The organism is Bacillus sp. CBEL-1, from assembly GCF_004348885.1.
In the GTDB taxonomy this organism is placed as follows: domain Bacteria; phylum Bacillota; class Bacilli; order Bacillales; family Bacillaceae_H; genus Priestia; species Priestia aryabhattai_A.
Genome location: NZ_SBIM01000003.1, coordinates 660737 through 685191, shown reverse-complemented (window position 1 = coordinate 685191; position 24455 = coordinate 660737). Strand labels below are relative to the sequence as shown.

26 protein-coding genes are annotated in these 24455 nt (G+C 36.9%); 15 read left to right on the top strand and 11 right to left on the bottom strand.

The genetic code is table 11. The features are described 5' to 3' along the window. Nucleotides 1–200: 200 nt before the first annotated feature. From ribE to ptsP, 8 genes are all read left to right on the top strand, one after another. Nucleotides 201–857 (top strand): riboflavin synthase, encoded by a 657-nt coding sequence (gene ribE / locus EPL02_RS03600; RefSeq protein WP_131886975.1) that lies wholly within the window; start codon nucleotides 201–203, stop codon nucleotides 855–857. Between the two features lie 16 nt (nucleotides 858–873). Further along, nucleotides 874–2067 (top strand): bifunctional 3,4-dihydroxy-2-butanone-4-phosphate synthase/GTP cyclohydrolase II, encoded by a 1194-nt coding sequence (locus EPL02_RS03595; protein ID WP_094911594.1) that lies wholly within the window; start codon nucleotides 874–876, stop codon nucleotides 2065–2067. A 43-nt stretch (nucleotides 2068–2110) separates the two neighbouring features. Then, nucleotides 2111–2581, top strand: coding sequence for a 6,7-dimethyl-8-ribityllumazine synthase (gene ribH, locus EPL02_RS03590; protein WP_094911593.1), 471 nt, complete (start codon nucleotides 2111–2113; stop codon nucleotides 2579–2581). A gap of 120 nt (nucleotides 2582–2701) precedes the next feature. Further along, nucleotides 2702–3577, top strand: a complete 876-nt coding sequence (locus tag EPL02_RS03585; RefSeq protein WP_094911592.1) for a hypothetical protein — start codon at nucleotides 2702–2704, stop codon at nucleotides 3575–3577. 221 nt (nucleotides 3578–3798) lie between these two features. Further along, nucleotides 3799–4647, top strand: a complete 849-nt coding sequence (gene glcT, locus EPL02_RS03580; RefSeq protein WP_094911591.1) for a glucose PTS transporter transcription antiterminator GlcT — start codon at nucleotides 3799–3801, stop codon at nucleotides 4645–4647. A 263-nt stretch (nucleotides 4648–4910) separates the two neighbouring features. Continuing rightward, on the top strand, nucleotides 4911–6965 hold the full coding sequence (gene ptsG / locus EPL02_RS03575; RefSeq protein ID WP_094911590.1) for a glucose-specific PTS transporter subunit IIBC: 2055 nt from the start codon (nucleotides 4911–4913) through the stop codon (nucleotides 6963–6965). A gap of 18 nt (nucleotides 6966–6983) precedes the next feature. Further along, the gene (locus EPL02_RS03570; RefSeq protein WP_094911589.1) at nucleotides 6984–7250 is read left to right on the top strand and encodes a phosphocarrier protein HPr; all 267 of its coding nucleotides are present in this window, start codon (nucleotides 6984–6986) and stop codon (nucleotides 7248–7250) included. Next, complete coding sequence (gene ptsP / locus EPL02_RS03565; protein WP_094911588.1) at nucleotides 7250–8968, top strand: phosphoenolpyruvate--protein phosphotransferase; 1719 nt, start codon at nucleotides 7250–7252, stop codon at nucleotides 8966–8968. Before EPL02_RS03570 ends, ptsP begins: the two co-directional genes overlap by 1 nt. Before the next feature lie 283 nt (nucleotides 8969–9251). On the opposite strand, the gene EPL02_RS03560 is transcribed toward ptsP, so the two are convergent. From EPL02_RS03560 to EPL02_RS03550, 3 genes are all read right to left on the bottom strand, one after another. Further along, on the bottom strand, nucleotides 9252–9935 hold the full coding sequence (locus EPL02_RS03560) for an LrgB family protein (protein WP_094911587.1): 684 nt from the start codon (nucleotides 9933–9935) through the stop codon (nucleotides 9252–9254). After that, nucleotides 9932–10300 carry a CidA/LrgA family protein gene (locus EPL02_RS03555; protein WP_094911586.1) on the bottom strand — a complete coding sequence of 123 codons (369 nt, stop codon included), beginning with the start codon at nucleotides 10298–10300 and terminating at the stop codon, nucleotides 9932–9934. Before EPL02_RS03555 ends, EPL02_RS03560 begins: the two co-directional genes overlap by 4 nt. Nucleotides 10301–10671: 371 nt before the next feature. Then, nucleotides 10672–11952, bottom strand: coding sequence for a uracil/xanthine transporter (locus EPL02_RS03550; RefSeq protein ID WP_131886974.1), 1281 nt, complete (start codon nucleotides 11950–11952; stop codon nucleotides 10672–10674). Nucleotides 11953–12298: 346 nt separating this feature from the next. On the opposite strand from EPL02_RS03550, the gene EPL02_RS03545 reads away from it, so the two are divergent. From EPL02_RS03545 to EPL02_RS03530, 4 genes are all read left to right on the top strand, one after another. Next, nucleotides 12299–13711 (top strand): amidohydrolase family protein, encoded by a 1413-nt coding sequence (locus EPL02_RS03545; RefSeq protein ID WP_094911584.1) that lies wholly within the window; start codon nucleotides 12299–12301, stop codon nucleotides 13709–13711. Nucleotides 13712–13740: 29 nt separating this feature from the next. Beyond that, the gene (locus tag EPL02_RS03540; RefSeq protein WP_094911583.1) at nucleotides 13741–13923 is read left to right on the top strand and encodes a twin-arginine translocase TatA/TatE family subunit; all 183 of its coding nucleotides are present in this window, start codon (nucleotides 13741–13743) and stop codon (nucleotides 13921–13923) included. Nucleotides 13924–13989: 66 nt separating this feature from the next. Beyond that, nucleotides 13990–14736: a twin-arginine translocase subunit TatC gene (gene tatC, locus EPL02_RS03535; RefSeq protein ID WP_094911582.1), complete on the top strand. Its 747-nt coding sequence runs from the start codon at nucleotides 13990–13992 to the stop codon at nucleotides 14734–14736. Between the two features lie 77 nt (nucleotides 14737–14813). Further along, nucleotides 14814–15581, top strand: coding sequence for a DeoR/GlpR family DNA-binding transcription regulator (locus EPL02_RS03530; protein ID WP_094911581.1), 768 nt, complete (start codon nucleotides 14814–14816; stop codon nucleotides 15579–15581). Nucleotides 15582–15678: 97 nt separating this feature from the next. Here the strand turns inward: EPL02_RS03530 and hxlB are convergent, their stop codons facing one another. The 4 genes from hxlB to EPL02_RS03510 all read right to left on the bottom strand — a co-directional run bounded on the left by hxlB (nucleotide 15679) and on the right by EPL02_RS03510 (nucleotide 18450). Continuing rightward, nucleotides 15679–16236: a 6-phospho-3-hexuloisomerase gene (hxlB, locus tag EPL02_RS03525; RefSeq protein ID WP_094911580.1), complete on the bottom strand. Its 558-nt coding sequence runs from the start codon at nucleotides 16234–16236 to the stop codon at nucleotides 15679–15681. A 10-nt stretch (nucleotides 16237–16246) separates the two neighbouring features. Beyond that, complete coding sequence (gene hxlA / locus EPL02_RS03520) at nucleotides 16247–16876, bottom strand: 3-hexulose-6-phosphate synthase (protein WP_094911579.1); 630 nt, start codon at nucleotides 16874–16876, stop codon at nucleotides 16247–16249. A 241-nt stretch (nucleotides 16877–17117) separates the two neighbouring features. After that, entirely contained in the window at nucleotides 17118–17480 is a 363-nt protein-coding gene (gene hxlR / locus EPL02_RS03515) for a transcriptional activator HxlR (protein WP_094911578.1), read from the bottom strand. Nucleotides 17481–17574: 94 nt separating this feature from the next. After that, nucleotides 17575–18450, bottom strand: a complete 876-nt coding sequence (locus tag EPL02_RS03510; protein ID WP_094911577.1) for a LysR substrate-binding domain-containing protein — start codon at nucleotides 18448–18450, stop codon at nucleotides 17575–17577. A gap of 206 nt (nucleotides 18451–18656) precedes the next feature. On the opposite strand from EPL02_RS03510, the gene EPL02_RS03505 reads away from it, so the two are divergent. Further along, complete coding sequence (locus EPL02_RS03505) at nucleotides 18657–19433, top strand: peptide ABC transporter permease (protein WP_094911576.1); 777 nt, start codon at nucleotides 18657–18659, stop codon at nucleotides 19431–19433. Nucleotides 19434–19544: 111 nt separating this feature from the next. Then, entirely contained in the window at nucleotides 19545–20330 is a 786-nt protein-coding gene (locus EPL02_RS03500) for an SDR family oxidoreductase (protein ID WP_094911575.1), read from the top strand. Nucleotides 20331–20374: 44 nt separating this feature from the next. Here the strand turns inward: EPL02_RS03500 and EPL02_RS03495 are convergent, their stop codons facing one another. Then, the gene (locus EPL02_RS03495; RefSeq protein ID WP_094911574.1) at nucleotides 20375–20986 is read right to left on the bottom strand and encodes a nitroreductase family protein; all 612 of its coding nucleotides are present in this window, start codon (nucleotides 20984–20986) and stop codon (nucleotides 20375–20377) included. Between the two features lie 150 nt (nucleotides 20987–21136). Here EPL02_RS03495 and EPL02_RS03490 point away from each other — a divergent pair, with 150 nt between their 5' ends. Then, nucleotides 21137–21997, top strand: a complete 861-nt coding sequence (locus tag EPL02_RS03490; protein ID WP_094911573.1) for an NAD(P)-dependent oxidoreductase — start codon at nucleotides 21137–21139, stop codon at nucleotides 21995–21997. Between the two features lie 258 nt (nucleotides 21998–22255). Here the strand turns inward: EPL02_RS03490 and EPL02_RS03485 are convergent, their stop codons facing one another. The 3 genes from EPL02_RS03485 to EPL02_RS03475 form a co-directional block, all read right to left on the bottom strand. Further along, nucleotides 22256–23413, bottom strand: coding sequence for an aminotransferase A (locus tag EPL02_RS03485; protein ID WP_131886973.1), 1158 nt, complete (start codon nucleotides 23411–23413; stop codon nucleotides 22256–22258). A 114-nt stretch (nucleotides 23414–23527) separates the two neighbouring features. Then, nucleotides 23528–23740, bottom strand: a complete 213-nt coding sequence (locus EPL02_RS03480) for an IDEAL domain-containing protein (protein ID WP_094911572.1) — start codon at nucleotides 23738–23740, stop codon at nucleotides 23528–23530. 346 nt (nucleotides 23741–24086) lie between these two features. Then, nucleotides 24087–24281 carry a hypothetical protein gene (locus EPL02_RS03475; RefSeq protein ID WP_094911571.1) on the bottom strand — a complete coding sequence of 65 codons (195 nt, stop codon included), beginning with the start codon at nucleotides 24279–24281 and terminating at the stop codon, nucleotides 24087–24089. Between the last annotated feature and the right edge of the window lie 174 nt (nucleotides 24282–24455).

The following is a 24455-nucleotide window of genomic DNA, read 5'->3' as shown; positions in this document are numbered from 1 at the left end:
TGTAGCGATTACATAAGCGTAATGGCTTTTTTAGAAAACCGTTATATCCAACTGCTTATTTAGCATGTCGCAAAGTGAGATGGCTATTAGTGCTATCTTATTTGTGGATGCTTTGTATACACTGATTCTAAAACAACCCCCTTGGACATTTGTTGAAGGGGGCTTTTTGCGTACATTGTATGGGGAAAGAAGGTGAAAGAATGTTTACAGGAATTATTGAAGAAATTGGTCAAGTGAAACAAATTAACAAAGGAAAAGAAGCAATTGTATTAACTATTGACGCAGGTGTTGTCTTACAGGACGTTTCGCTGGGAGACAGTATTGCAGTCAATGGTGTATGTCTGACAGTAACGTCATTCTCAGCTAATCGATTTACAGTTGATGTGATGCCAGAAACGATTAAAGCGAGTACGCTGCACTTGTTGACAGTGGGATCAAAGGTTAACTTAGAGCGAGCGATGAGTGCAAATGGACGGTTTGGTGGTCATTTTGTGAGCGGTCATGTTGATGGTATTGGCACAATTGTGAGTAAAGAGCGCAGAGGCAATGCGGTATATTACGAAATTAAGGTAGACCCTAGTCTTCGTCACTATATGATGTTAAAAGGCTCTGTTACTGTTGATGGGACAAGCTTAACGATATTTAACGTTACGGATCATTCTTTTACAATCTCTTTAATTCCACATACTGCTAAAGAAACGATTATTGGAAGAAAAGAACGAGGAGATGTTGTGAACATTGAATGTGATATGTTAGCAAAATATATTAAAGAAATGATGATGAAGCCTTCATCTGCTCCTGCACCGAAACCTTCCAGTATGCAAAGTTTACTTGAAAAGCATGGCTTTACAAATTAAAAGAGAGGTGAGAAACGTGTTTCATACAGTAGAAGAAGCAATTGATGATTTGAAAAAAGGTAAAGTTGTCATCGTATGTGACGATGAAGATCGAGAAAACGAAGGAGATTTTATTTCACTAGCTGAAACAGCGACTCCCGAAGTTGTTAACTTCATGGCAACGCATGGTCGAGGCTTGATTTGTACACCAATCACGGAAGAAGTAGCTGCTAAACTAGAGCTTAATCCTATGGTAACAACAAATACAGATATGCACGGTACCGCTTTTACTGTCAGTGTTGATCATGTATCAACGACAACAGGAATTAGTGCTCATGAGCGTTCTGCAACCATTCAAGCGTTAATTGATGATACAGCTAAGGCTGCAGATTTTCGTAGACCAGGTCACGTTTTTCCTTTAATTGCGAAAAAAGGAGGAGTGTTACGACGTGCAGGTCATACAGAAGCTGCCGTTGACTTGGCGCTTCTTGCTGGAGGTAAGCCAGCAGGTGTTATTTGTGAAATCATGAAAGAAGATGGCACTATGGCACGCGTAGCGGATCTTGCCGTTATTGCAGAGCAATTTGACTTAAAGATGATTACGATTAAAGATCTCATTGCATATCGTCGAAAGCATGATGAGCTTGTAAAACGCGAGGTGGCAATTCAATTACCAACTGCTTTTGGTAACTTTAAAGCAATTGGATATACAAATAAAATTGATAATAAAGAACATGTAGCTATTGTTAAAGGTGACATTAACCCTGAAGAACCTGTTCTTGTTCGCGTTCATTCTGAATGTTTAACTGGCGATATTTTTGGGTCAAAGCGATGCGATTGTGGACCTCAGCTTCATGCCGCACTGTCAAAAATTGAAGAAGAACAATCAGGAATTCTTCTGTATATGCGTCAAGAAGGAAGAGGAATTGGATTAATAAATAAATTAAAAGCATATGAACTGCAAGAGCAAGGATATGACACGGTTGAAGCTAATGAAAAACTAGGGTTTGCTGATGATCTTCGTGAATACGGAATCGGTGCGCAAATCTTAAAGGATTTAGGTGTGAAAAAGATGAGGCTTTTAACCAATAATCCGCGTAAAATTACCGGTTTAAAAGGTTATGACCTTGAGGTAGTTGAACGTCTTCCAATTGAAATGCCAAAGGAAGCAGAAAATGAGAAGTATTTAAATACAAAAGCCAAGAAACTTGGTCACTTACTACATTTTTAATTGTTTACACATAAAAACATAAAAAACCTAGGAGGAATAGAAAATGAGTCATGTATTTGAGGGGAATTTAGTTGGTACTGGATTAAAAGTTGCAATTGTAGTGGGGCGTTTTAATGAATTTATTACAAGCCGATTGTTAGGTGGAGCACAAGACGCGCTAAAACGTCATGGAGTAGCAGAAGAAGATGTGGATATTGCTTGGGTACCTGGCGCATATGAAATTCCACTAATTGCAAAAAAATTCGCAGAATCTAAAAAATATGATGCGGTAATTACGTTAGGAACAGTTATTCGCGGTGCAACACCACACTTTGATTATGTTTGTAACGAAGTGGCAAAAGGCGTTGCTTCACAAAGTTTACAAACGGGTGTACCAATTATCTTTGGTGTGCTAACGACAGAAACAATTGAACAAGCGATTGAACGTGCAGGAACAAAAGCTGGTAACAAAGGGTGGGAAGCAGCGGCTTCTGCTATCGAAATGGCGAATTTGTCTCGTTTGATTGAAGGGTAATAAAAGCGCTTGTTGCAGTCTAGAACTGTAACAAGCGTTTTTTTAACTATTTACAAATGTATAATTTACAGGAAAAGTTTTACCCTATATAGTAACTAGTTTACGTTAAGGGAGACTTTCATGCCTCATTATATACCGTTTTTAGTTTTGATTATCGCAAGTGTCCTGATCTTTGTGTTTACTCTATGGAATACAAAGGATAAAAAACTATTCATCTTGTTGTTCTTTATGATTGGTTTAGCGTACGTGTTGGAGTACTTTATTCTTGTACTATTTAAAAGCTATCAATATAATCCAAATTTTGTACATGAAACAGACCTTGATAATATTTTAGGGTCGTTGGTATCACAAGCCTTTGCATTTCCCGTTATCGCTGTTTTAATAGGAGCATACCAGCTCAAGTTTCGATATATTGTACTTATATCTTTTATCTTTATGGGAATTGAAGAGTTATTTCTCTCTTTAGGTGTTTATAAGCATTATTGGTGGAAAACGATTTACACAGGCATTTTTATGACAATTGGGTTTGTCATTGCAAAAACATGGTACGCGTGGCTGTCTAACCGATTTGAACGATGGATTCATATAGTAACCTTATTCTTTAGCTTATTAGCGATTAATACGACGCTCATGCTACTTTTAATCGCCATGTTTAAAACTCACTCTATACATGTGGGTTGGTTTAAATCTGAAACACGAGATGTACTTAGTTTTAACACGCTTTATGTATGGATTTTAACGGCTCTATATTCTTGGGGAGTTTTGAAGCGTTCTGTTATCATGCTCATCTGCTTTTTGCTTACTTTTCGAATAATTGATGTCGTTTTACTATACACAGGTATACTTATATTACCTGAATGGAATTCGTTATGGTTCTTTGTTCTATTAGATATAGTGGTTATTTTATTTACAGCTAAATATAACCAATTTATTATCCATGCATGTTATGGAACTGATTCAAAAAAATTCATTGCGTTTATAAGAAATAAGAACTAAGATAGTACGTACAATAAATTATTTTGAAGTTAGTATAAAAAAATGTAAGCTTTTGCTTATTAAACATTTAATGAAGGAAAAAATTTACTTTTTGTAAAGGAGGCTCTTTCGTTAAGCTATAAATGTCAAATGAAACAAAACAAAAGATTTGACGTTCTTTTGCCTGTTTTCGTACAATAAAACAACGTGTAATTGAAGTCAAGTAGGGGAGTGAAGGATTCGTGAGAGAGTCCTTTTTTGTAAAAAAGGTACTGAATAACAATGTTTTAATTGCTACACACAATGCATATAAAGAGGTTGTTCTAATTGGCAAAGGCATCGGTTTTAATAAAAAGAAAAGCGATGAAATAGATGCGGATGCTGTAGAAAAGATGTTTTTACTTAAAAGCGAAGAAGAGCAGGAACAATATAAGCAGCTTTTGTTACAAGTTGACGAAAATGTAATTGAGATGATGAATGATATTATTACGCATATTCAAGCTCGTGTATCTAAACCTTTAAATGAGCACATTCACATTGGACTGACAGATCATATTGCATTTGCTGTAAAGCGTTTTCAACAAGGCCTTGATTTGAAAAATCCTTTTTTAATTGAAACAAAAGCTCTTTATCCAAAAGAATTTGAAATTGCTGAAGAAGTTGTAGCAATGATTTATGAAAAAGTTGGAGTAAAGTTGCCAATAGGAGAAGTAGGATTTATTGCATTGCATATTCACAGCGCGTTAACAGAAAAAAACATCTTAGAAGTAAATCAAGATTCGCAGCTTATTCAAACGATTATTAACGTCATTGAAGAGTCGTTAAATCTAGACGTCAACAAAGAATCTGTTCATTATATGAGGCTAATTCGCCACTTGCATTTTGCAATTGATAGGGTGAAGACAGGTGAAGTCATCGAAGAACCAAAAAAAATTGCTTTACTATTGAAAGAGGAATATCCTCTATGTTACAATGTCTCATGGAAAGTGATTAAAATTATGCAACAAGCTCTACACTTACCAGTTTATGAAGCAGAAGCCGTTTATTTAACGATGCATCTGCAGCGACTTATGACAAAATCTGATTTATAAAATCATTTCATACGTGTTACTGATACGATCAGGCATGAGTGAGAAATGAAACGCATGAACAGGGATAGGTTTATCCTTTTGTTAGTGTTTCAATTTTCACCATGCCTTTTTTGTTGTAAGAAAGCGTAATCATGAACAAACTAATGAAATACTCAGTTGTTTTCAAGCAGCATCTTTTAGTTGAAAAGAAAGCGTTTGAACTGAATGTGTATCAAAACATTATCTTGTTGCACAATACAAATATAAAAAGGGGGTAAAACGCCATGTTTAAAAAGCTTTTTGGCGTCTTACAAAAAGTCGGAAAAGCACTTATGCTACCGGTTGCGATTTTACCGGCAGCAGGTATCTTACTTGGATTTGGTACTGCTTTTCAAAATGAAACATTACTTGAAAGATTACCGGCTTTAAATGCTGACTGGTTCCAGATGATTGCTCATGTTATGTCCAACGCTGGAGACATTATTTTTGGTAACTTACCTTTACTATTTGCTGTAGGGGTAGCAATTGGATTAGCTGGAGGGGAAGGCGTAGCCGGACTTGCAGCGATTGTTGGTTATTTAATTATGAACGTAACAATGGGTACAGTAAAAGGGCTGGATGGTTTAAAGCCAGTTGAATTTGCTAAGTTGTTAGAAGATCCGGCATATGCAAGTGTGTTAGGAATTCCAACGTTACAAACAGGTGTGTTTGGTGGTATTATAATTGGGGTGCTAGCAGCTGCTATGTACAACCGTTTCTTTAACATCGAACTGCCTCCATATTTAGGTTTCTTTGCTGGTAAGCGCTTTGTACCAATTGCAACAGCGGTATCATCAATTGTCATTGGTTTAATCATGGTAGCAGTATGGCCAATCATTCAAAATGCACTGAATGCATTCTCAAACAATATGATTGATGCGAACTTAACGCTATCAGCATTTATCTTCGGGGTTATTGAACGTTCACTAATTCCGTTTGGCTTACACCATATTTTCTATTCACCATTCTGGTATGAGTTTGGCTCTTATGTCAACCAAGCTGGTGAAGTATTCCGTGGAGACCAACGTATCTTCATGGCACAATTAGCAGATGGTGCTGAATTAACAGCAGGTACATTCCAAGTTGGTAAATATCCGTTCATGATGTTCGGTTTACCAGCAGCAGCGCTTGCTATTTATCACGAAGCTCGTCCTGAAAATAAGAAGTATGTAGCTGGTATCATGGGTTCGGCAGCATTAACATCATTCTTAACAGGTATTACAGAACCACTTGAGTTCTCATTCTTATTCGTAGCGCCAATTTTGTTTGCAATTCACGCAGTGTTTGCAGGTCTATCGTTTATGATCATGGAAATTTTAAATGTTAAAATTGGTATGACATTCTCCGGTGGGGTTATTGACTACATCCTATTCGGTGTGTTACAAAATAGAACAGATTGGTGGTTAGTAATCCCAGTTGGTCTTGTTCTAGCAGTTATTTACTACTTTGGTTTCCGTTTTGCGATTCGTAAGTTTAATTTAAACACACCAGGTCGTGAAGAAAAAGCGGACGATGCAGATGGTGATAAAGTTGAAGCGGGCGAATTACCACGCAATATCCTAGAAGCATTAGGTGGTCAACCAAATATTACGCACTTAGATGCATGTATTACTCGTTTACGTGTATCAGTTGACGATGTTAAGAGCGTTGATAAAGAGCGTTTGAAAAAACTAGGAGCTTCTGGTGTCCTAGAAGTAGGTAACAATATTCAAGCAATCTTTGGTCCTAAGTCTGATACGTTAAAGAGTCAGATTAAAGACATTATGGATGGAAAAACGCCTGTTGCACCAAAAGAACAGCCAAAAGCTGTAGAAGAAGCACCGAAAGCTGCGGTAAGCACAAACGGTGGAGACATTGTTTCACCAATTGAAGGAGAATTAGTTCCGCTATCAGAGGTACCGGACCAAGTATTCTCACAAAAATTAATGGGTGATGGTTTTGCGATTATTCCGAAAACGGGCACAGTAGTTGCGCCAGTGGATGGAAAGGTAGTAAACTTATTCCCGACGAAGCATGCTTTAGGAATTGAATCAACGACTGGGCAAGAAATTCTAATTCACTTTGGAATTGACACGGTTAACTTAAAAGGTGAAGGGTTTGATGCACTTGTTGCTCAAGGTGACGAAGTGAAGCAAGGCCAACCATTATTACAAGTTGACTTAGATTTTGTAAAATCAAATGCACCATCTACGATTACACCTGTCATCTTTACAAACTTACAAGCAGATGAGAAGGTAGAAATCTTAAAGCAAGGCGAAGTTTCACTGCAAGAACAAAATATTATTACTATTTCAAAGTAAAAAGGAGATTGATTTAACATGGCACAAAAAACATTTACAGTAACAGCAGACTCAGGAATTCACGCACGTCCAGCAACAACTTTAGTACAAGCAGCTAGCAAATTCGATTCTGATATCAACTTAGAGTTCAACGGTAAAACTGTAAACCTAAAATCAATCATGGGCGTTATGTCTTTAGGTATCCAAAAAGGAGCTACAATCACAATTTCTGCTGAAGGTTCAGACGAAGCTGATGCACTTGCAGCTCTTGAAGATACAATGAAAAAAGAAGGATTAGGCGAATAATGACAGTGGAAATTCAAGGCATTGCCGCTTCTAGCGGCATTGCTATTGCTAAAGCATTTCGTCTAGAAAATCCAGAATTAACCGTTGAAAAGAAATCCGTTTCAGACGTTGAAGCTGAAGTAGCTCGCTTAGAAGCAGCGCTTGCAACATCTCGATCAGAGCTTGAAGCGATTAAAGAACATGCGCGTAAAGAGCTTGGCGAAGATAAAGCTGAAATCTTTGCAGCACATTTATTAGTGTTAAGCGATCCGGAATTAATCAATCCGATTAAAGATAAAATTACAGGTGAAAGCGTGAATGCTGAAGTCGCACTAGACGAAGTTGCAGCGATGTTCATCAACATGTTTGAGTCAATGGACAATGAGTACATGAAAGAGCGTGCAGCAGATATTCGTGACGTAACAAAACGTGTACTAGCACATCTTTTAGGTGTAAACGTTTCAAACCCAAGCATGATTTCTGAGGAAGTTGTTATTATTGCAGAAGATTTAACGCCATCTGATACGGCTCAGTTAAATCGTAAATTTGTAAAAGGGTTTACAACTGACATTGGAGGCCGTACGTCTCACTCTGCAATCATGGCACGTTCAATGGAAATTCCAGCTGTTGTTGGAACAAAAACAGTTATGGAAGACATTGAAAACGGTACACTTGTAATCGTTGATGGTCTTGATGGAAACGTTATTGTTAACCCATCAGAAGAAACGGTTAAAGCGTATGAGAAAAAGGCAGAAGAATATGCAGCACAAAAAGCTGAGTGGGCAAAGCTTGTAAATGAAAAAACAGTTTCAGCTGATAACCACCACGTAGAACTTGCTGCTAATATTGGAACGCCTGAAGATGTTAAAGGTGTATTAGAAAACGGTGGTGAAGGCGTTGGTCTTTACCGTACGGAGTTCTTATACATGGGGCGTGAAGAGCTTCCAACAGAGGAAGAACAATTCACATCATACAAAACGGTATTAGAGCGTATGGAAGGCAAGCCTGTTGTTGTTCGTACTTTAGATATCGGTGGAGATAAAGAGCTTCCTTATCTGAACCTACCTAAAGAAATGAACCCATTCCTAGGTTTCCGTGCAATCCGTCTATGCTTAGAAATGCAAGATATGTTCCGCACGCAGCTTCGTGCGTTATTACGTGCTAGCGTATATGGAAACTTAAAAATCATGTTCCCAATGATTGCAACAGTTGACGAGTTCCGCCAAGCAAAAGCAATTCTATTAGAAGAAAAAGCAAAGCTTGAAGCAGAGGGCGTTAGCGTTTCTGATAGCATTGAAGTAGGTATGATGGTTGAAATTCCTTCTTCAGCAGTTATCGCAGATTTATTTGCAAAAGAAGTAGACTTCTTCTCAATTGGAACAAATGATTTAATTCAATACACGCTTGCTGCTGACCGCATGAATGAGCGCGTATCTTACTTATATCAACCTTATAACCCAGCAATCTTACGCTTAGTAAACATGGTTATTAAAGCGGCTCATAAAGAAGGCAAGTGGGTTGGTATGTGTGGAGAAATGGCTGGAGATGAAATCGCAATTCCAATTCTTTTAGGCTTAGGCTTAGATGAGTTCTCAATGAGCGCAACATCTATTTTAAAAGCACGTTCTCAAATCCGTCAGTTATCAAAAGCGGATATTGAACCACACTTAGATGAGATTTTATCAATGTCTTCTACTGAAGAAGTAATTGAATTTGTAAAATCAAAATTCCATATCTAAAAAAAAGATGCTCTAGTCACTAGAGCATCTTTTTTTAGATTAACAATGAATAACCAGGGGGGAAATACCTCAATGCTTCCTTCTCAAAAACAAATCATAACTTCTTCAACAGTATTAGGTGGTCAGAGTAAGTTTGTTCCATTACGCCACAGACACTCCTTCATTCCACTGTTTCTCTAAAAGTATCTTACAAACTAACAAAAATATCCGAGGAATCGACAGTTTTTAACGCGCGATGCCTCGGATAAATCATTGAGTGAAATACTTATGTTCCTTCTTTTTCTCAGAAGAGGAGTGGTAAGAAGATATTTGCAAACACAATCGTTAAAAGCGCTGCTACAATCATTCCTAAGCTGGAGAATGTACCTTCAATCTTACCAAACTCGAATGCACGAGCCGTGCCTGTACCGTGAGACGCAACTCCTAAAAGTAAGCCTTTAGCTAGTGAAGAATGAAGGGCAAGGTGTTTGATAAGGGTAGGCGCAATAAACGTTCCAATAATGCCTGACAGCACAACGAATAAAATTGTAATATTCGGATCTCCTCCAAGCGTTTCTGATACGTTAATAGCAATAGGAATAGTCACAGAACGTGGAATAATACTTTGAACAAGCGTAGCTTGCATATGAAAGAGGCCTGCTAAAACCATGGAAGATATCATTGCTACAAGAGTTCCAGTTGCTACGCTTACCGCAATTTCTATACGATGCTTTTTTAGAAGATGAAAATACTTATACATCGGCACAGCAAATGCTACCGTAGCGGGACCGAGCATGTAGCTAATAAAATCTGCTCCTTGCTTATACTGATCGTATGAACCATGTGAGAGTAATAAAAATAGGATGAGCAAGCAGGGAGCTAGTAAAATAGGCGAAACCAAAATGGTTTTATATTTCTTATAAAGCCATTTCGAAAGCGTGTAGACAACGAGCGTAAGTGGAAATGCTAAAGCTGTTAACCAAGTCATTCGTTTGACACCTCCTTGCGTTTAGAAATAGATTCAGCCATCATTCCAGTAAGCGCCATAACTACAATGGTACTTATCGTAATAATAATTAAAATTTGAAGTCCAAATGATTTAAGTACATCTCCATAATTCATTAGACCGACAACAGCTGGAATAAAGAAAAGTAATAGTTCACCGACAAGCAAATTACCTGCGCGCTCTACCCAATTTAATTTAATGATTTTTAAATGAAGCAACAGAAACAGCAATCCAAATCCAACAATGCTTCCTGGAATCGGAAGGTTTAACCATTGAGAAATCTGTTGACCAACAAAAAAGATTAATATGAAAAAAAGAACTTGAACAAATAATGTTAAAACCTTCACTATGATGTTCCTCCTTTAGCTTGTTCATAATAATAGAGCCGCCTAATTGGCGACTCTATTGAGGGGAAAAAGAAAGTATTTTTGGCTTATACCGATGAGGTATAAATTGAGAAGATGAATGCTACAAACATATCTTACCTAAATTTAGCTATAACGTGAAATATATAATAACTATAATTACTATGCCTTTTAACTATAGTTAAAGAGCATGAGAAAGCTAATATATGTCTAAACAAGGTGTATGGATGAGAGCGAGGAAATGCATATAAATAAAAAACTGATCTCATTTGATGTCGAGATCAGTTTTTTAAAAGCTGCATAGATTTTTTGAAATACTGGTGAATTTAAAAAATTGGCGACCTTTAATGATGCTATTCGTATTTAGGCCATTTGATTAATCTTTCTAACAGAATAGATATTAGGATACCCATTAATAATCCGTTGCTGATTAGTGGACGAATATAAAAGGGAATGCTTTTAAAAACTTGAGGTGACAAGTTCATCAACGATATCCCTATTAAAGCTGGAAGAGCAATTCGATAGATGGCTTTTGAATTAAATGTATATCCCTGTATACTTCGCAATGCCGTTCCAAAGAGTTGTAAATACGCTACGAATAATACAGCGTTTCCCACTGTTACCGGTAGAGTAGCAAAAAAAGAGCTTAAAGGAGGAATTAGTCCAAGTAAAGCAAAGAACCCTCCGCTGATGATAAATGGCCTCTTACTTAAAAGTTTTGTACTCTCTAAAAAACCAATAGTAGATGTAAAGGGTGCATAAGGAACAAGACCTACCACAGCACCTAGACAAGTAAAGAACCCAGTAATGGTAAAGGAAGAACGATATTGTTTGCTTTGTGCCTTTACTCCATGTAACTTTTCAGATGCTTTGAGTGATGCAATAGTATTAGTGGCGTTCATTATACCAGCTAAACAAGCAGTAATAACTATACCTATCTGTAGCTGAGGCTTTCCCCATGGAAAAAACGAAAAGTGGAATGTTGAAGAGTTAATAGAATAGCTGCTGGGAAATAACCATACATACAATACCCAGCCTACAATCATTCCTATTAAAATTGCAAAGTTACTGATAATTCCTTTTCCTTTAATACTAATGGAGCTTACTAGTATAACCAGTCCTATAGAGAAGAGACTTACAGGTATGTCAAGTGTCCCGTTTGGTTTTAATTCTAGCATTCCTTTAAAAAAGATTAAAATAAGCTGAATAGCTAGTAAAAATAAATATACGTTCATCACCATTGGTGTAAAGATTTTTTGAAGAAGCGGCACAAGATTCAGTGTCCCTATTAATATCGTTATTAAGCCAGCAAGAACAATTCCTAATGCAAGACTACCTCCAAGTTCTGTATATGTCATACCCACTGAAGGAGCAGAAGCACATAAGCTTAAGATAAGTCCCCACCACATACCTGAATGACCTTCTAATAAAGGATATCGGTGACCAATCAATCCTTGTACTATACAAGCAACCCCTGTGAAAAAGAATGAACAGCGGATAGTCATAATTATTTGATCAGAACTTAATTGAAACGCATCTCCAATTGATATTGGAACGACAACTGTATTCGCAAAAATAAAGAAAAACCATTGAACAGAAGCCAATATAGTTGTTGATGAAGATAATTTATTCACGCTTTCTCCTTCTTTCTATCGAACGAATAGGTCATTATCTACTTTATTGTAATTCTTAATTCTATTAATAATTTTAAAAAAAGAGTTACACACTAAGGAGCTTATTTTTTCGATTTTTAGCTTCTATTCGCTCTATAAAACTTAAAAAAACTTAATATAACTTATTATACATTAATTTGTATTGATTAAAAACTTATTATTACTTATAATGATTACTATCATCTACTAACAGATAAGTTTCCTTATCAAATAAAATAATAGGGTTAAAGTTATCTGAATAGTTAGTTTGTATAGAATTTTTTAATTTTTAAATCTTTTTTGATCTTAAGAAAGGGTGGATGCAAGAGTGGAGAAACAAGGCAAAGAATTTTCACGCAGGCGTTTTATTAGTCATGCTTCAAAAATTGGAGGAGCTTCAGCTGTTTTAGGGGTGTCTGGGGCGATGGGACTTTTTATGGACGGTAGCGGCGAATATGTAGAAGCTAAAAAGCCGGATAAAGAAAAGCCGCAGAAGAGTCCCAAAAAAGGTGATACCTTCATGCTATTAAATGTTCGCTTAGAAAGCGGATATGAGTACGAAAATGGATACATAGTAGCGACTCGTTCTGTCATACGTAACTTAGAAATAACAAAAGGAACGATATCAAAAATATTAGATCTTAAAGAATCCTATCGAAAAGACTTAGATTGTTATGATGCCAAAGGTCTTCTTTTACTTCCAGGGTTTAAAGATATGCATATTCACTTGGATAAAACTTTTTATGGAGGGCCATGGCGAGGAGCAGTACGCAGAAAAAATATTTTTGACATTATTGAAGCCGAAAAAACACTGCTTTTAGAGTTGCTGCCAACTGCTCAAGAAAGAGCAGAAAAGCTGATTGAACTGATTGCGGGCTTTGGCTCTACCTATGTTAGAAGTCACTGCAACGTAGACCCAACTGTAGGCCTTCGCAACCTTGAAGAGTTGCAAAAAGCTTTAGCGAATTATTCAGATAAAATTTCACATGAAATCGTTGCTTTTCCACAGCATGGACTTCTTCTTTCAGAATCTGAGTCGCTGATGCGTGAAGCAATGAAGTTAGGCGCTACTCATGTTGGAGGCCTAGATCCTACGCTAGTTGATGGAAATATGGAAAAATCTTTGCAGACAATGGTGCAGATTGCCGTTGATAGCAATGCAGGGATTGACATCCATCTGCATGAAGGTGGAGAAACAGGTATAAAATCAGTAAATCGCCTTGCGGATTTAACGGAAGAAGCAGGGCTTCAAGGAAAAGTAACAATTAGCCATGCTTTTTCACTTGCTTCACTAAGTGAAAGTCAAGCTCACGAAATGGCGAGTCGTTTAGCTTCTTTAGGAATTTCTATTGCTTCAACCATTCCAATCGGAAAAAACACTATGCCTATTCCAATCCTACAGCAACGAAATGTAAACGTAATGCTTGGGAATGACAGCATTATGGACCCATGGTCTTCTCTTGGAATTGGAGACACACTTGAGAAAGTGCATCTTGCCGCTGGTTTATATGGGTGGTCTTATGAAGAGCAGTTATCTCAAGCACTTTCACTTGCAACGGGAGGTATTACACCGTTGAATAAAGAAGGAAAGCAAGTTTGGCCGAAAGTAGGAGATGAAGCTTCAGTAGTGCTTGTTCCTGCAAGCTGTTCAGCAGAGGCTGTAGCACGCTTGCCGAAGCGCGCCGCTGTTCTTCATAAAGGTGTACTATCATCTGGTGAGCTTAGTTATAAAAAGAAATAGAATTGCGCTACGCGTGAGGGAGGGATAATATGCTTCAAAATATCGGAATGCCAGGTTTAGTTATTATTCTAGTTATTGCTCTTATTGTTTTTGGACCTTCAAAACTTCCTGAAATAGGAAAGGCTTTTGGATCAACTCTGCGTGAGTTTAAAAAATCTGCTCGAGATTTAGTAGGGGAAGACAACGAGAAAAAAGAGAAAGAAGTAAAGTAAAACAAAATGAAAGGAAGGTGTAGACGTATTGTCTTACACTTTCTTTTTTTACGGAGTGAGAGGAACATGCTTGAAAAACAAAACATGAGTTTAATTCAACACCTTGAAGAATTAAGAAAGAGAATTATTATTACTGTCATCTTTTTTATCATTTTTGTACTTGGAGCTTTTTTGTATGTTCAAGATATTTATCATCTTTTGGTAAGCGATTTACCTTTTAAGCTTGCTTTGTTAGGACCAACAGATATATTAATGGTTTATCTAACCATCGCTACAGTTGTGGCAATCACAGCTACGCTTCCATTTGCAGCTTACCAGCTATGGCTTTTTGTAAAGCCAGCATTAACAAAGAAAGAAAGAAAAATTGCTTTGGCGTATATACCCGCCTTATGCCTTTTGTTTTTGGGAGGAATTAGCTTCGGGTATTTTATTCTATCTCCCATGGTATTGACATTTTTAATGTCATTATCAGATGAAATGTTTGCGACTTTTTTTACTACGGAGAAATACTTCCGATTTTTGCTTCATATGACATTACCCTTTGGTTTCTTATTTGAATTGCCAGCCGTTATCATGTTTTTGACTAGCATAGGAGTTATTAACCCTCATCGCTTGCAAAAGTTTAGAAAATACGCTTATTTTTTATTGATTGTTGTGTCGATTATTATAACACCACCAGACTTTCTATCTGACATTCTTGTAACAATTCCACTTTTGCTTTTATATGAAGCAAGCATTACATTGTCTAAAATTATATATCGAAAAAAATTGAAAGTAGAAGAAGCGGACGATCACTCTGCACAGCTAGATTAAGGGTGAATTGTCACGCTTTATCCTTCTGTTGTAACAAGTTCAAGTAAAATATATAATTGGACTCATGAGGTGAAGTTATGTTACAAGATGAGCGATTAGAGGCTATTCTTTTGTATTTAGAAAAGCATGAACGAATTACGATAGAAACGATATGTGAAATAAATGCTGTATCGAAAGATACAGCACGCAGGTATTTGATTAAGCTAGAAGAGTTGGGGAAAGTGGTAAGAATAAGAGGAGGAGCTAAAAAACGATCCTACTCTAATGAACTATATGATTACAAAGAAAGGCTAAGTATGTCTTCAACGATTAAAGACAAAATCGGTGAATATGCGGCGTCTTTACTGAATGATGGAGAGAGCTTGATACTGGATGCTTCTACCACTGTACAGTTTGCTGCTAAACATATGAAAACCCATAGCCATACTATAATTACCAATTCGATAAATGTGGTAAACGAATTAGTGGGAAAAGAAAAGATTAAAGTAAATATATTGGGAGGAACCTTAAACTCTCAGCATCAAGCTATCTACGGATCAAAAGCTATTAAAGGTATTCAAGAATATAAGGTAGATAAGTGCATAATTGGTACTTGTGGAATTTCTGAAGAAGGCTTATCAACTTCAATAGAAGAAGAAGGACTTCTTCTTAAAGAAATGATTAGACGCTCTCAGCAAACGATTTTGCTAGCAGATTCAAGTAAATTTAATAAACTATTTTTTCAAAAAGTTTGTGAACTAGAATTAATTGACGTACTGATTACTAATGAAGATCTTCCACTAAATTTACAAAAAGAATTAAACAAATATTCAGTTGAAGTTATTAATGTGAATCAACATTTATAAGCTCTTATGTACCTGTTAATCTAAAAAAATCACTCTTTAAGAGTGATTTTTTTAGGTTAAGGATAAAGGTACCCCACTTTTTGAAATACAGTTTTCGCTATTCTAAATTAGCATGTTTACCGTACATTTTGTGCGTATCTAAGTCTTTCTTTTCCATAAACCTTAGAATAAGCGCATCGTAAAAAAGCAAGAGCGTTTGTTCAAATAGAGATCCCATCGGCTGAACAGTTTGATAGTCACTATTTGTTTGGTCTTTTTTTGCTCCAGGGAGCTTGATGGTAAAGTCAGCTAACATTCCAAGCGTTGATTCGGGAGAAATAGTTACAACGCTGACTTTGCCTCCAATTTCTTTTGCCTTTTCCGCGACTGGAATAAGCGTTTTTGTTTCACCAGAACCAGACCCTAAAATGAGCAGGTCATCTTTAGTAAATGTTGACGTAATGGTTTCACCGATAACATAAGCATCAATGCCCATGTGCATCATTCTCATGGCAAATGATTTTCCCATTAGACCTGAACGGCCGGAACCCGTCACGAAAACGCGCTTTGCTTCAATGATAGAATTAACAAGCTGCTCCGCTTCATTATCTGAAATGTGAACGGTAGTCTGCGTCAACTCGTCTACAATTTGACGTAAATGGCTGTTAATATTCACGGTTCGTGCCTCAGTTTGAAATAAGTTCTTTCATTTTAGCAGCTGTCGCTTTCTTATCATCTTGCCCTGTAATACCACCGCCGACAATAACGAGATCTGGTTGAACTTTCACGACCTCTGGTAACGTTTCTAATTTAATACCACCAGCAATTGCCGTCTTTGCATTTTTTACAACGCTCTTAATCGTTACTAAGTCTTCAAAGGAATTTTGCCCCACGGCTTGTAAATCGTAGCCAGTGTGAACACAAATATAATCAACGCCAAGCTCATCTAGTTCTTGAGCACGACTTTTAATATCTTTAATGCCAATCATATCGACAAGAATTTTTTTGTTTTGTTTTTTCGCTTCTTCCACGGCGCCTTTAATTGACATATCTTCAGCAACACCTAGAATTGTCACAATGTCAGCGCCAGCTTTTGATGCTTGCTGTACTTCGTAACCAGCAGCGTCCATAATTTTAAGATCAGCTAATACTTTTAAATTTGGAAATGCTTCTTTAACTTCTTTCACAGCGCGTAAACCCTCATTAATGACAACAGGTGTCCCGATTTCTACGATATCAATATGATCTTGGACTTCTTTAATAACTTCTTTTGCTTCAGGGATGTTTACCAAGTCTAATGCTAATTGTAATTCCATGCTTTCTCCACTCCTTAGAAATTCTATCTATTCACCGTTGTGTAACAAAGCAACAGGTGTAAAGGTAGTGTACCTGGTTTTATTTGTTGTTAAAAGTACGCACTTTTTACACAAATACTATGGAATTTGATAGTATACGGAAGTATACTTTTGGTGGCAACAATTATGTAACCGCTTTATTTAATTAAAAAAATAGAGATGATACCTAATGCATCATCTCTAACAAATTAGTTTATGACGTTTATTTATTGACTGCTGCACTGTTTTGTTGATTCACTAGTACAGTGTCCCGGTAGTTTTCTCCCCAGCTGTACATAGCTGTCAATATTGGCATCAGGCTTTGACCATGCTCAGTTAACGAATATTCAACCTTTGGAGGAACGACAGGGTATACCTCTCGATGGACGATTACATCGTCTTCTAGCTCTCGCAGCTGATTTGCCAGCATACGAGGGGTGATATCAGGAATTAAGGCTTTTAATTCACCAAACCGCTTTGTCCCTTCATGACCTAAGTGCCATAAAATGAGCATTTTCCACTTTCCGCCGATGATAGCAAGCGTTAATTCTTTTTCACAATTAAATTCTTTATTCAGCTGGCTCAATTGGTTCACCTCGTTTTTGATCCATTACGTAGTACCTTTTATTATACTTCTTGTATTTCTATTTTTTCAAAAATTTAGCTTACGGAACATGAGGTTATACGGTTTGTTTAATATGATCGATAAAAGCTTGAGTTGCGTATGAAATATAGCGATCTTGTTTTGTAATAAGAGCTAGTTCCCAAGGAATTCCGTTTTCTAATTCAATAACTTTAAGCTGTTCCAAATCAATTTTCTCACACAAAGAATACGGGAACAGCGCAATTCCTAAGTTAGCAGCAACCATCTCGCTAATAAAATCCCACTGTGAGCTTTTATAACCAATGGTAGGCTCAAAGCCGCTTTTTAAACATTCATTATAAACCATTTCATGCATAGTAAAGTCTTCGTGAAATGAAATAAAGGTTTCGTTTTTTAATTCTTGTAATGAAATGCTTTTATGGCGAGCAAGTGAGTGGTTTTTATGAACAATGAGCTGCAAAGTTTCTTTTGCTAAAGGGGTAAAAGAAAACATGTCCTCGTTTACTGGGAGTAGCACAACTCCCACGTCCACGTCCCCTTGTTCTACGATTTTCTCCATCTTTTTTGCTCCATACTCAATCATTTGAATTTGGACGTCAGGGTATTGCTCTCGAAATGATTTAATAATAGGTGGAAAGAACAATGTGCCAATAATAGGGGGGATGCCAATTTTTATGGTTCCTCGCTTTAAGTGCATTAAGTCATACAAAGAGTTTGATAAGTCACGTAGAGAAGCAATAATACTTTCAGCCTGTTCATACACAATTGTTCCGGCATCGGTTAATTCTACTTTTTTAAAGGAACGATCTAACAATGGGGTTCCAAGTTCTTCTTCTAAAGATTTCACCATCTTACTTAGTGAAGGTTGTGAGATATGTAAAGCTTCTGAAGCACGCGTGAAATTTTTATGCTTAGCAACCTCAGTAAAATAATGTAGATGACGTACATCCATGAAAGCATTCACTCCAATTAAAATTTGTTTTTAGGCTATGGAATATTGTAGCATCATATGCAGAAATTTTTAATGAGTAAAGTGGAAAATTCTCAGAAAAATTACTGCATATATATATTTACACCTTCTTTATTTTAGAGATATAATAAATGAATTGAAGGAACATATTTACTCTTTGAAATGAATTGGTAAGGTGGTTAGTAAGGTTGAGTAAAGCAGAAGGAATGAAAGATGTCGTTTATATAAATGGAAATGTAAATGAGAAGTGCTTTGTCACGCATGGCATTACGTTTAAAGAGTTCTATCAGTCATTACGTAGTCCTCTCACGAACCTTTTGTTATTAAAACATCAATTTGAAGATAGCGATTACCATTATTCTACTCATATGGACTATCTTGAAGAGGAACAGGTTTCTTTATTAGTCGACGACGATGTATCGGATTACGGTGATTTTTGTTGGATAGATGTAGATGATGTGTCTTCACTTGATTTATTGGAGCCACAAGATGTTGCTTCTCTCTTATATTTAGGGCATATGAAACAACCGTTACATTCACCCTTTATGAATAAATTAAGCAACCAGTTTGTTTATTTAGCTGGCGAAGATGGTTACTATAATAAAACGTATTACCGAGATATATATGATATCAAGCATATGATAAGCCGCGTTATTCCTTTGAAAGCATCTTCTTTGAAGCAAAAAGGTTTTGGGTTTCGACGAAAAAAATCTGAATATCCTGCTTTACCACTTGTATTAGCTAATACGCTTTTAATGTTGACGCAAGACGGATTGCTTTTTGATTTTGAACAGCAAGCTCAGTCACGTAAAGATTTGCATATTCCAGTCTATACAATTGGTCGATTCACGGATATGGAGGATATGTACAACGAGCGTTTTAATAATCAAGAAGAGAGTAAATTAAGGGCTTATTTGATTTTTAATAAAAAAGAAGCAGAATGGACGCTAGAAGAGGTACAGTAAAAGAGCATCGTAGAGGTGCTCTTTTTTGGGTTGAAATATTTGAGCAACCTCCAAATTTTATGATACTATTAAAAAGATTCAGATAGTTAATAGAAGGTGGGCGGTGTCAAAGTGGAATTACATTTAAAAGAGAAAACAGCCTTAGTTTTTGCAGCGAGTCAAGGTCTTGGTAAAGCGATCGCAACACAGCTTGCTAAAGAAGGTGCGAACGTTGTAATTGCGAGTCGTTCTGAAGACAAGCTTCAAAGCGTAGTAGATGAATTAAAGAAAATAGAATTACATAATGTGCAATACATCAAAGCGGACGTAGCGAGTTTACAGGATATTGAACAAGCCGTTCGGTTTACAAAAGAAACGTTCGGCACAATTGATATTTTAGTAAACAATGCGGGCGGACCTAAGGCAGGAAGCTTTTTAGAAATGACCGATGAAGACTGGTACACGGCCTTTGAAAATAATTTAATGAGCTTTATTCGAATGACTCGAACGGTAGTTCCTGTTATGAAGAAAAGCGGTGGGAAAATAATTAATATCGCTTCGTCTTCCATTAAAGAGCCAATACCTGGTCTTGTTTTGTCAAATACGTTTCGAACAGGAATTGTTGGTTTAACTAAAACGCTCGCTGAAGAGTTAGCAGCTTATGGTATTTTAATTAATACAGTTGCTCCAGGAAGGATTGCAACGGATCGAGTGGGAGAATTGGATTCAATTCGGGCTAACAAGTTAGGGATAACGAAAGAGGAAGTACAAACAAAAATGGAAAGTCAAATTGCTCTTGGGCGCTATGGGAACCCTGAGGAATTTGCCAAAGTCGTGACGTTTATTGCTTCAGGCGCAAATTCTTATATGACAGGGCAATCCTTTTTAGTAGATGGTGGGTTAGTGAAGTCCATTTAATAGAAAACACGCAAACGATGTGTTTGCGTGTTTTCTATTATTTATTAAATCCATGTTGTCACTTGGTCTAATGGTAAACGATCACTAGCATGAGCAGGTTTTGCAGCTTTACCAACAGAGATTAACATTACTGGGATGTAGCGGTCTTCAATTTTAAATTCTTCAACGAATTTTTGAGCATTAAAGCCTCCCATTGAGCATGTATCATAACCTTTTGCTTTTGCAGCTAGCATGAAAGTCATCGCAGCTAAAGAAGCGTTTGTGAATGCTGCATCACGTGCAAACGTTGCATTTTTATAAGCGCCATTAATTTGACCAGCTAAAATGTCTTTTACTTCCGCAGTCATATGACCAGCGTCAACTAATGGGTTATATACAGCGTCTGTGTTTTTGTTGGCTTCTAAATCACCTAAGACTGCAATAACTGCACCTGCTTCAACAATTTGCTTTTGATTGTATGCAATTGGAAGCAAGCGCTCTCTTGCAGCTTCGTCTGTAATAACAACAAAGTGCCAGTGCTGTAAGTTCCATGCAGAAGGGGATTTAACTGTTGTGTCTAGTAACTCGGTTAACTCTTCTTTACTTAATTTTACAGATGTATCATAGTGGCGAATCGATGTACGCTCGCTTACAACATCAAAAAAACCTTTAGACATATTAAAAACCTCCAATAAAATAAATATGAAAACAATGGAATCGATGCACATTCTATCCTGTTTATAGGATGTACGTCAAGATATATGCTTTAGTATGCCTAACGGGTTGTCATCACAAACATTGAACTTGAAAAGAAAAGAGGAGACGTTATGAAAATTGGATTTATTGGTAGTGGTGTTATGGGAAGCAGCATGATTGTACATTTACTAGAGGCAGGCTATCCGGTAAACGTATATACGCGTACAAAAGAAAAAGCAAAAGAGGTTATTGCTAAAGGAGCTGTGTGGAATGAAAGCCCAGCGGTCGTGGCGGCTGACTCGGACATCATTATTACCATGGTAGGTTATCCGGCTGATGTGAGAGAAATTTATTTTGGCAAAGAAGGAATTTTACATAACGCCAAAGCTGATTCATATGTTATTGATATGACCACTTCGGAACCAAGCTTAGCTATTGAAATATACCAACAAGCGAAAGAACAAAAGATTCATGCGTTAGATGCGCCTGTATCTGGTGGGGATGTTGGGGCTAAAAACGGAACATTAACGATTATGGTCGGAGGAGACAAGGAAGCGTTTGAAGCGTGTAAAGATATCTTTTCGCTTTTGGGAACAAACGTTATTTTACAAGGTGATGCAGGAGCAGGTCAGCATACAAAAATGTGTAACCAAATTACCATCGCTTCCAATATGATGGGCGTTGCGGAAGCGCTTGTTTATGCTGAAAAAGCAGGGCTTGATCCAGAGCACGTATTAAGCTCAATTTCTGCAGGAGCAGCGGGCAGCTGGTCTTTGAGCAATTTAGCTCCGCGTATGATAAAAGGAGATTTTGAACCGGGGTTTTACATTAAGCATTTTATAAAAGACATGCAGATTGCTTTAAAAGAAGCAAACGAGCTGGGAATGGAAACACCAGGGTTAGCTCTTGCAAATCAACTCTATGAACAGCTAGCTGCACAAGGGGAACAAAACAGCGGAACGCAGGCTTTATATAAGCTATATAAAAAATAAGCGCTCTCTTTGAGCACTGAATATAAAACGACATGAAAAAACAGCGTTCTAAGACGCTGTTTTTTGTTAGATAGAGACATGTGAAAAATCATTTGAGAATAAATTGGGAGGTGAAAAGCAGCTGGAGTATGCAGGGGTAAAGTTTACAGAGGCGTTAAAAGAAGAAATTAAACAGACTCTCTCATAAAGGGGAGGGAGTCTGTTTATATTGTGAGTTTTTAAGTTGTGTTTATCATACACGATGGGGTAGTGAAATAGTTACTTTTTTGTTTGCAAATAAGTTTCCATACGGTCCATTGCTTCAACCAATGTCTCCATTGAATAAGCGTAAGAAAGTCTAACATAACCTTCACCTAGGTCTGAAAATGCACTACCAGGAACAAGAGCTACGCCTGCTTCTTTTACTAATTCAAGAGCAAAGTCAAACGACGACATGTTAAGAGCTTGAATAGATGGGAAAATATAAAAAGCACCGTTAGGTTTTTCTACGTCAAATCCCATTTTAACAAGGCGCTCGTATACATAATTCAATCGTCTTTCATATTCTTTTTTCATATCTACAGCGTCATTTTTACCAACTGTTAAAGCGTTAAGAGCAGCAGCTTGTGAAATGGATGATGCGCAACTTACGTTGTATTGGTGCACTTTTAAGATGTGCTTCGTTAAGTATGCAGGCGCAAATAATAATCCAATTCGCCAACCTGTCATCGAATGAGACTTAGATACACCATTTACCACAATGGTTTTATCACGCATAGCAGGGATTGCTGCAATGGAATGATGATTACCTTCAAATACAAGTTCACTATAAATTTCGTCCGATAAGACAAAAATATCTTTATCTTTTAACAAAGCAGCGATTTCTTGAAGCTCTTCTTTAGACAGTGTTACTCCGGTTGGGTTTGAAGGGTAAGGCAAAATAATACATCTTGTTTTATCTGTTAAGTGTTGTTCAATTAAATCGGCAGTTAGACGAAAGCCAGTTTGCGTTGTATCAATATGTACGGGAATAGCACCGTTTAATTTAATGAGAGGTTCGTATCCTGGGTAGACAGGTCCCGGTAAAATTACCTCTGAATCTTCTTCTAAAATCGTTCGCATCGCAATGTCAATGGCTTGACTTGCTCCAATTGTCACAATAACCTCAGATGCTGGATCGTAGGATAATTGATATTTTGTATGTACAAATTCAGCGGCTGCTTTTCTTAACTCAATTGTTCCTGCATTATGCGTATAAGACGTTGCGTTTTCATCAATGGCTGCTTTAGCCGCTTCTTTTACATGAGGGGGGGTTAAAAAATCAGGTTGTCCAATGGTTAATGACAATACGTTATCATATTGAGCTACCATATTATAAAATTTACGAATCCCCGACAGTTCAATGCCTTTAACTCGCTTGCTAATTAAATGTTCCATACTAATCGTTTCATCCTTCCACAGTGTTTCACTCATTTTATCATAATGTATACATGTAAAAAACCACAATCTTCTCAGTACAGATTGAGAAGATTGTAGTTTTAATCTTTCACTTTATAAAAGGTGAGAATAGCGAGCTGTTAATTTGTAAAAAAGCTTCTCATCCTTTTTATCAAGCGCTTCATCGATTAATTCTTTTACATGCTTTTTGTTAAAATCAGTAGATAACTTTTTTAACAAGTGACTTGCTTCTTTTGAATAGTATGTTTGGACAGGTCTAAATGAAGTAGATGTGGCGAAATTTTTATTTTTTCGATAATCGTTCATCACTCAACAACCCCTTTTATTATACTTACTAATCTATACCCTCTTATGCCTCATGTAACCCTCTGTTTTCTAAAAATTATAAATGGTTGGTGTATTTTAAGTAGATTTTATTGCTGGATGGGAAAGCATTTTGCCCACATGTATGTATTTAGTTGAGATGCAATGAGAGGTAATCTACTTAAAACTATTATGTATGTAAAAGCTTCGTAAGGGTGGTGAAAATCACGTCAATCCAACATCAGAAGCTAGTGTTAGTTCCTCTCATAGCTACAAACAAAAAAGGCTTAACAACAAAAGTTGTAAGCCTTTCAAAGCAATTATGCATTATGTTTATATTTATTTAGAGTCAGTCAGTGTGTATGTTTCCTTCGCGCCAGTACACAGGAGATACATGACCAAAATCTACCGTTTGGTCATCTAGTGTCACGATACAGTGATCTGTGCCAGCTTGCTCTTTGATGTTTTCGTAAATCTCTTCTTCTACATCTTCAATAATTGTCATTTGATTTTCATCATTAAAAAGAATGACAGAACCTTTCATTAAACATACACCTTCTTTAAGTAATTGTGGTTTATCATGTGTAGTATAAAGGGTTTCAGCACAATCGTCCACAGGTATTATAAAGATTTTCGTTAACATTTTGTGAACGGGTTATGTCCTAAAAGATAAGAATTTGTTATTAAACCTCTCGAGTCTTCAACCGATAAATACTAA

Coding starts and splice junctions, on each gene's coding strand:
- ribE (WP_131886975.1), top strand. CDS start 201: ATGTTTACAGGAATTATTGAAGAAATTGGTCAAGTGAAACAAATTAAC.
- ribH (WP_094911593.1), top strand. CDS start 2,111: ATGAGTCATGTATTTGAGGGGAATTTAGTTGGTACTGGATTAAAAGTT.
- EPL02_RS03585 (WP_094911592.1), top strand. CDS start 2,702: ATGCCTCATTATATACCGTTTTTAGTTTTGATTATCGCAAGTGTCCTG.
- ptsG (WP_094911590.1), top strand. CDS start 4,911: ATGTTTAAAAAGCTTTTTGGCGTCTTACAAAAAGTCGGAAAAGCACTT.
- EPL02_RS03570 (WP_094911589.1), top strand. CDS start 6,984: ATGGCACAAAAAACATTTACAGTAACAGCAGACTCAGGAATTCACGCA.
- ptsP (WP_094911588.1), top strand. CDS start 7,250: ATGACAGTGGAAATTCAAGGCATTGCCGCTTCTAGCGGCATTGCTATT.
- EPL02_RS03560 (WP_094911587.1), bottom strand. CDS start 9,935: ATGACTTGGTTAACAGCTTTAGCATTTCCACTTACGCTCGTTGTCTAC.
- EPL02_RS03540 (WP_094911583.1), top strand. CDS start 13,741: ATGCTTCAAAATATCGGAATGCCAGGTTTAGTTATTATTCTAGTTATT.
- tatC (WP_094911582.1), top strand. CDS start 13,990: ATGCTTGAAAAACAAAACATGAGTTTAATTCAACACCTTGAAGAATTA.
- EPL02_RS03530 (WP_094911581.1), top strand. CDS start 14,814: ATGTTACAAGATGAGCGATTAGAGGCTATTCTTTTGTATTTAGAAAAG.
- hxlA (WP_094911579.1), bottom strand. CDS start 16,876: ATGGAATTACAATTAGCATTAGACTTGGTAAACATCCCTGAAGCAAAA.
- EPL02_RS03510 (WP_094911577.1), bottom strand. CDS start 18,450: ATGGATGTACGTCATCTACATTATTTTACTGAGGTTGCTAAGCATAAA.
- EPL02_RS03495 (WP_094911574.1), bottom strand. CDS start 20,986: ATGTCTAAAGGTTTTTTTGATGTTGTAAGCGAGCGTACATCGATTCGC.
- EPL02_RS03490 (WP_094911573.1), top strand. CDS start 21,137: ATGAAAATTGGATTTATTGGTAGTGGTGTTATGGGAAGCAGCATGATT.
- EPL02_RS03485 (WP_131886973.1), bottom strand. CDS start 23,413: ATGGAACATTTAATTAGCAAGCGAGTTAAAGGCATTGAACTGTCGGGG.
- EPL02_RS03480 (WP_094911572.1), bottom strand. CDS start 23,740: ATGAACGATTATCGAAAAAATAAAAATTTCGCCACATCTACTTCATTT.
- EPL02_RS03475 (WP_094911571.1), bottom strand. CDS start 24,281: ATGAAAGGTTCTGTCATTCTTTTTAATGATGAAAATCAAATGACAATT.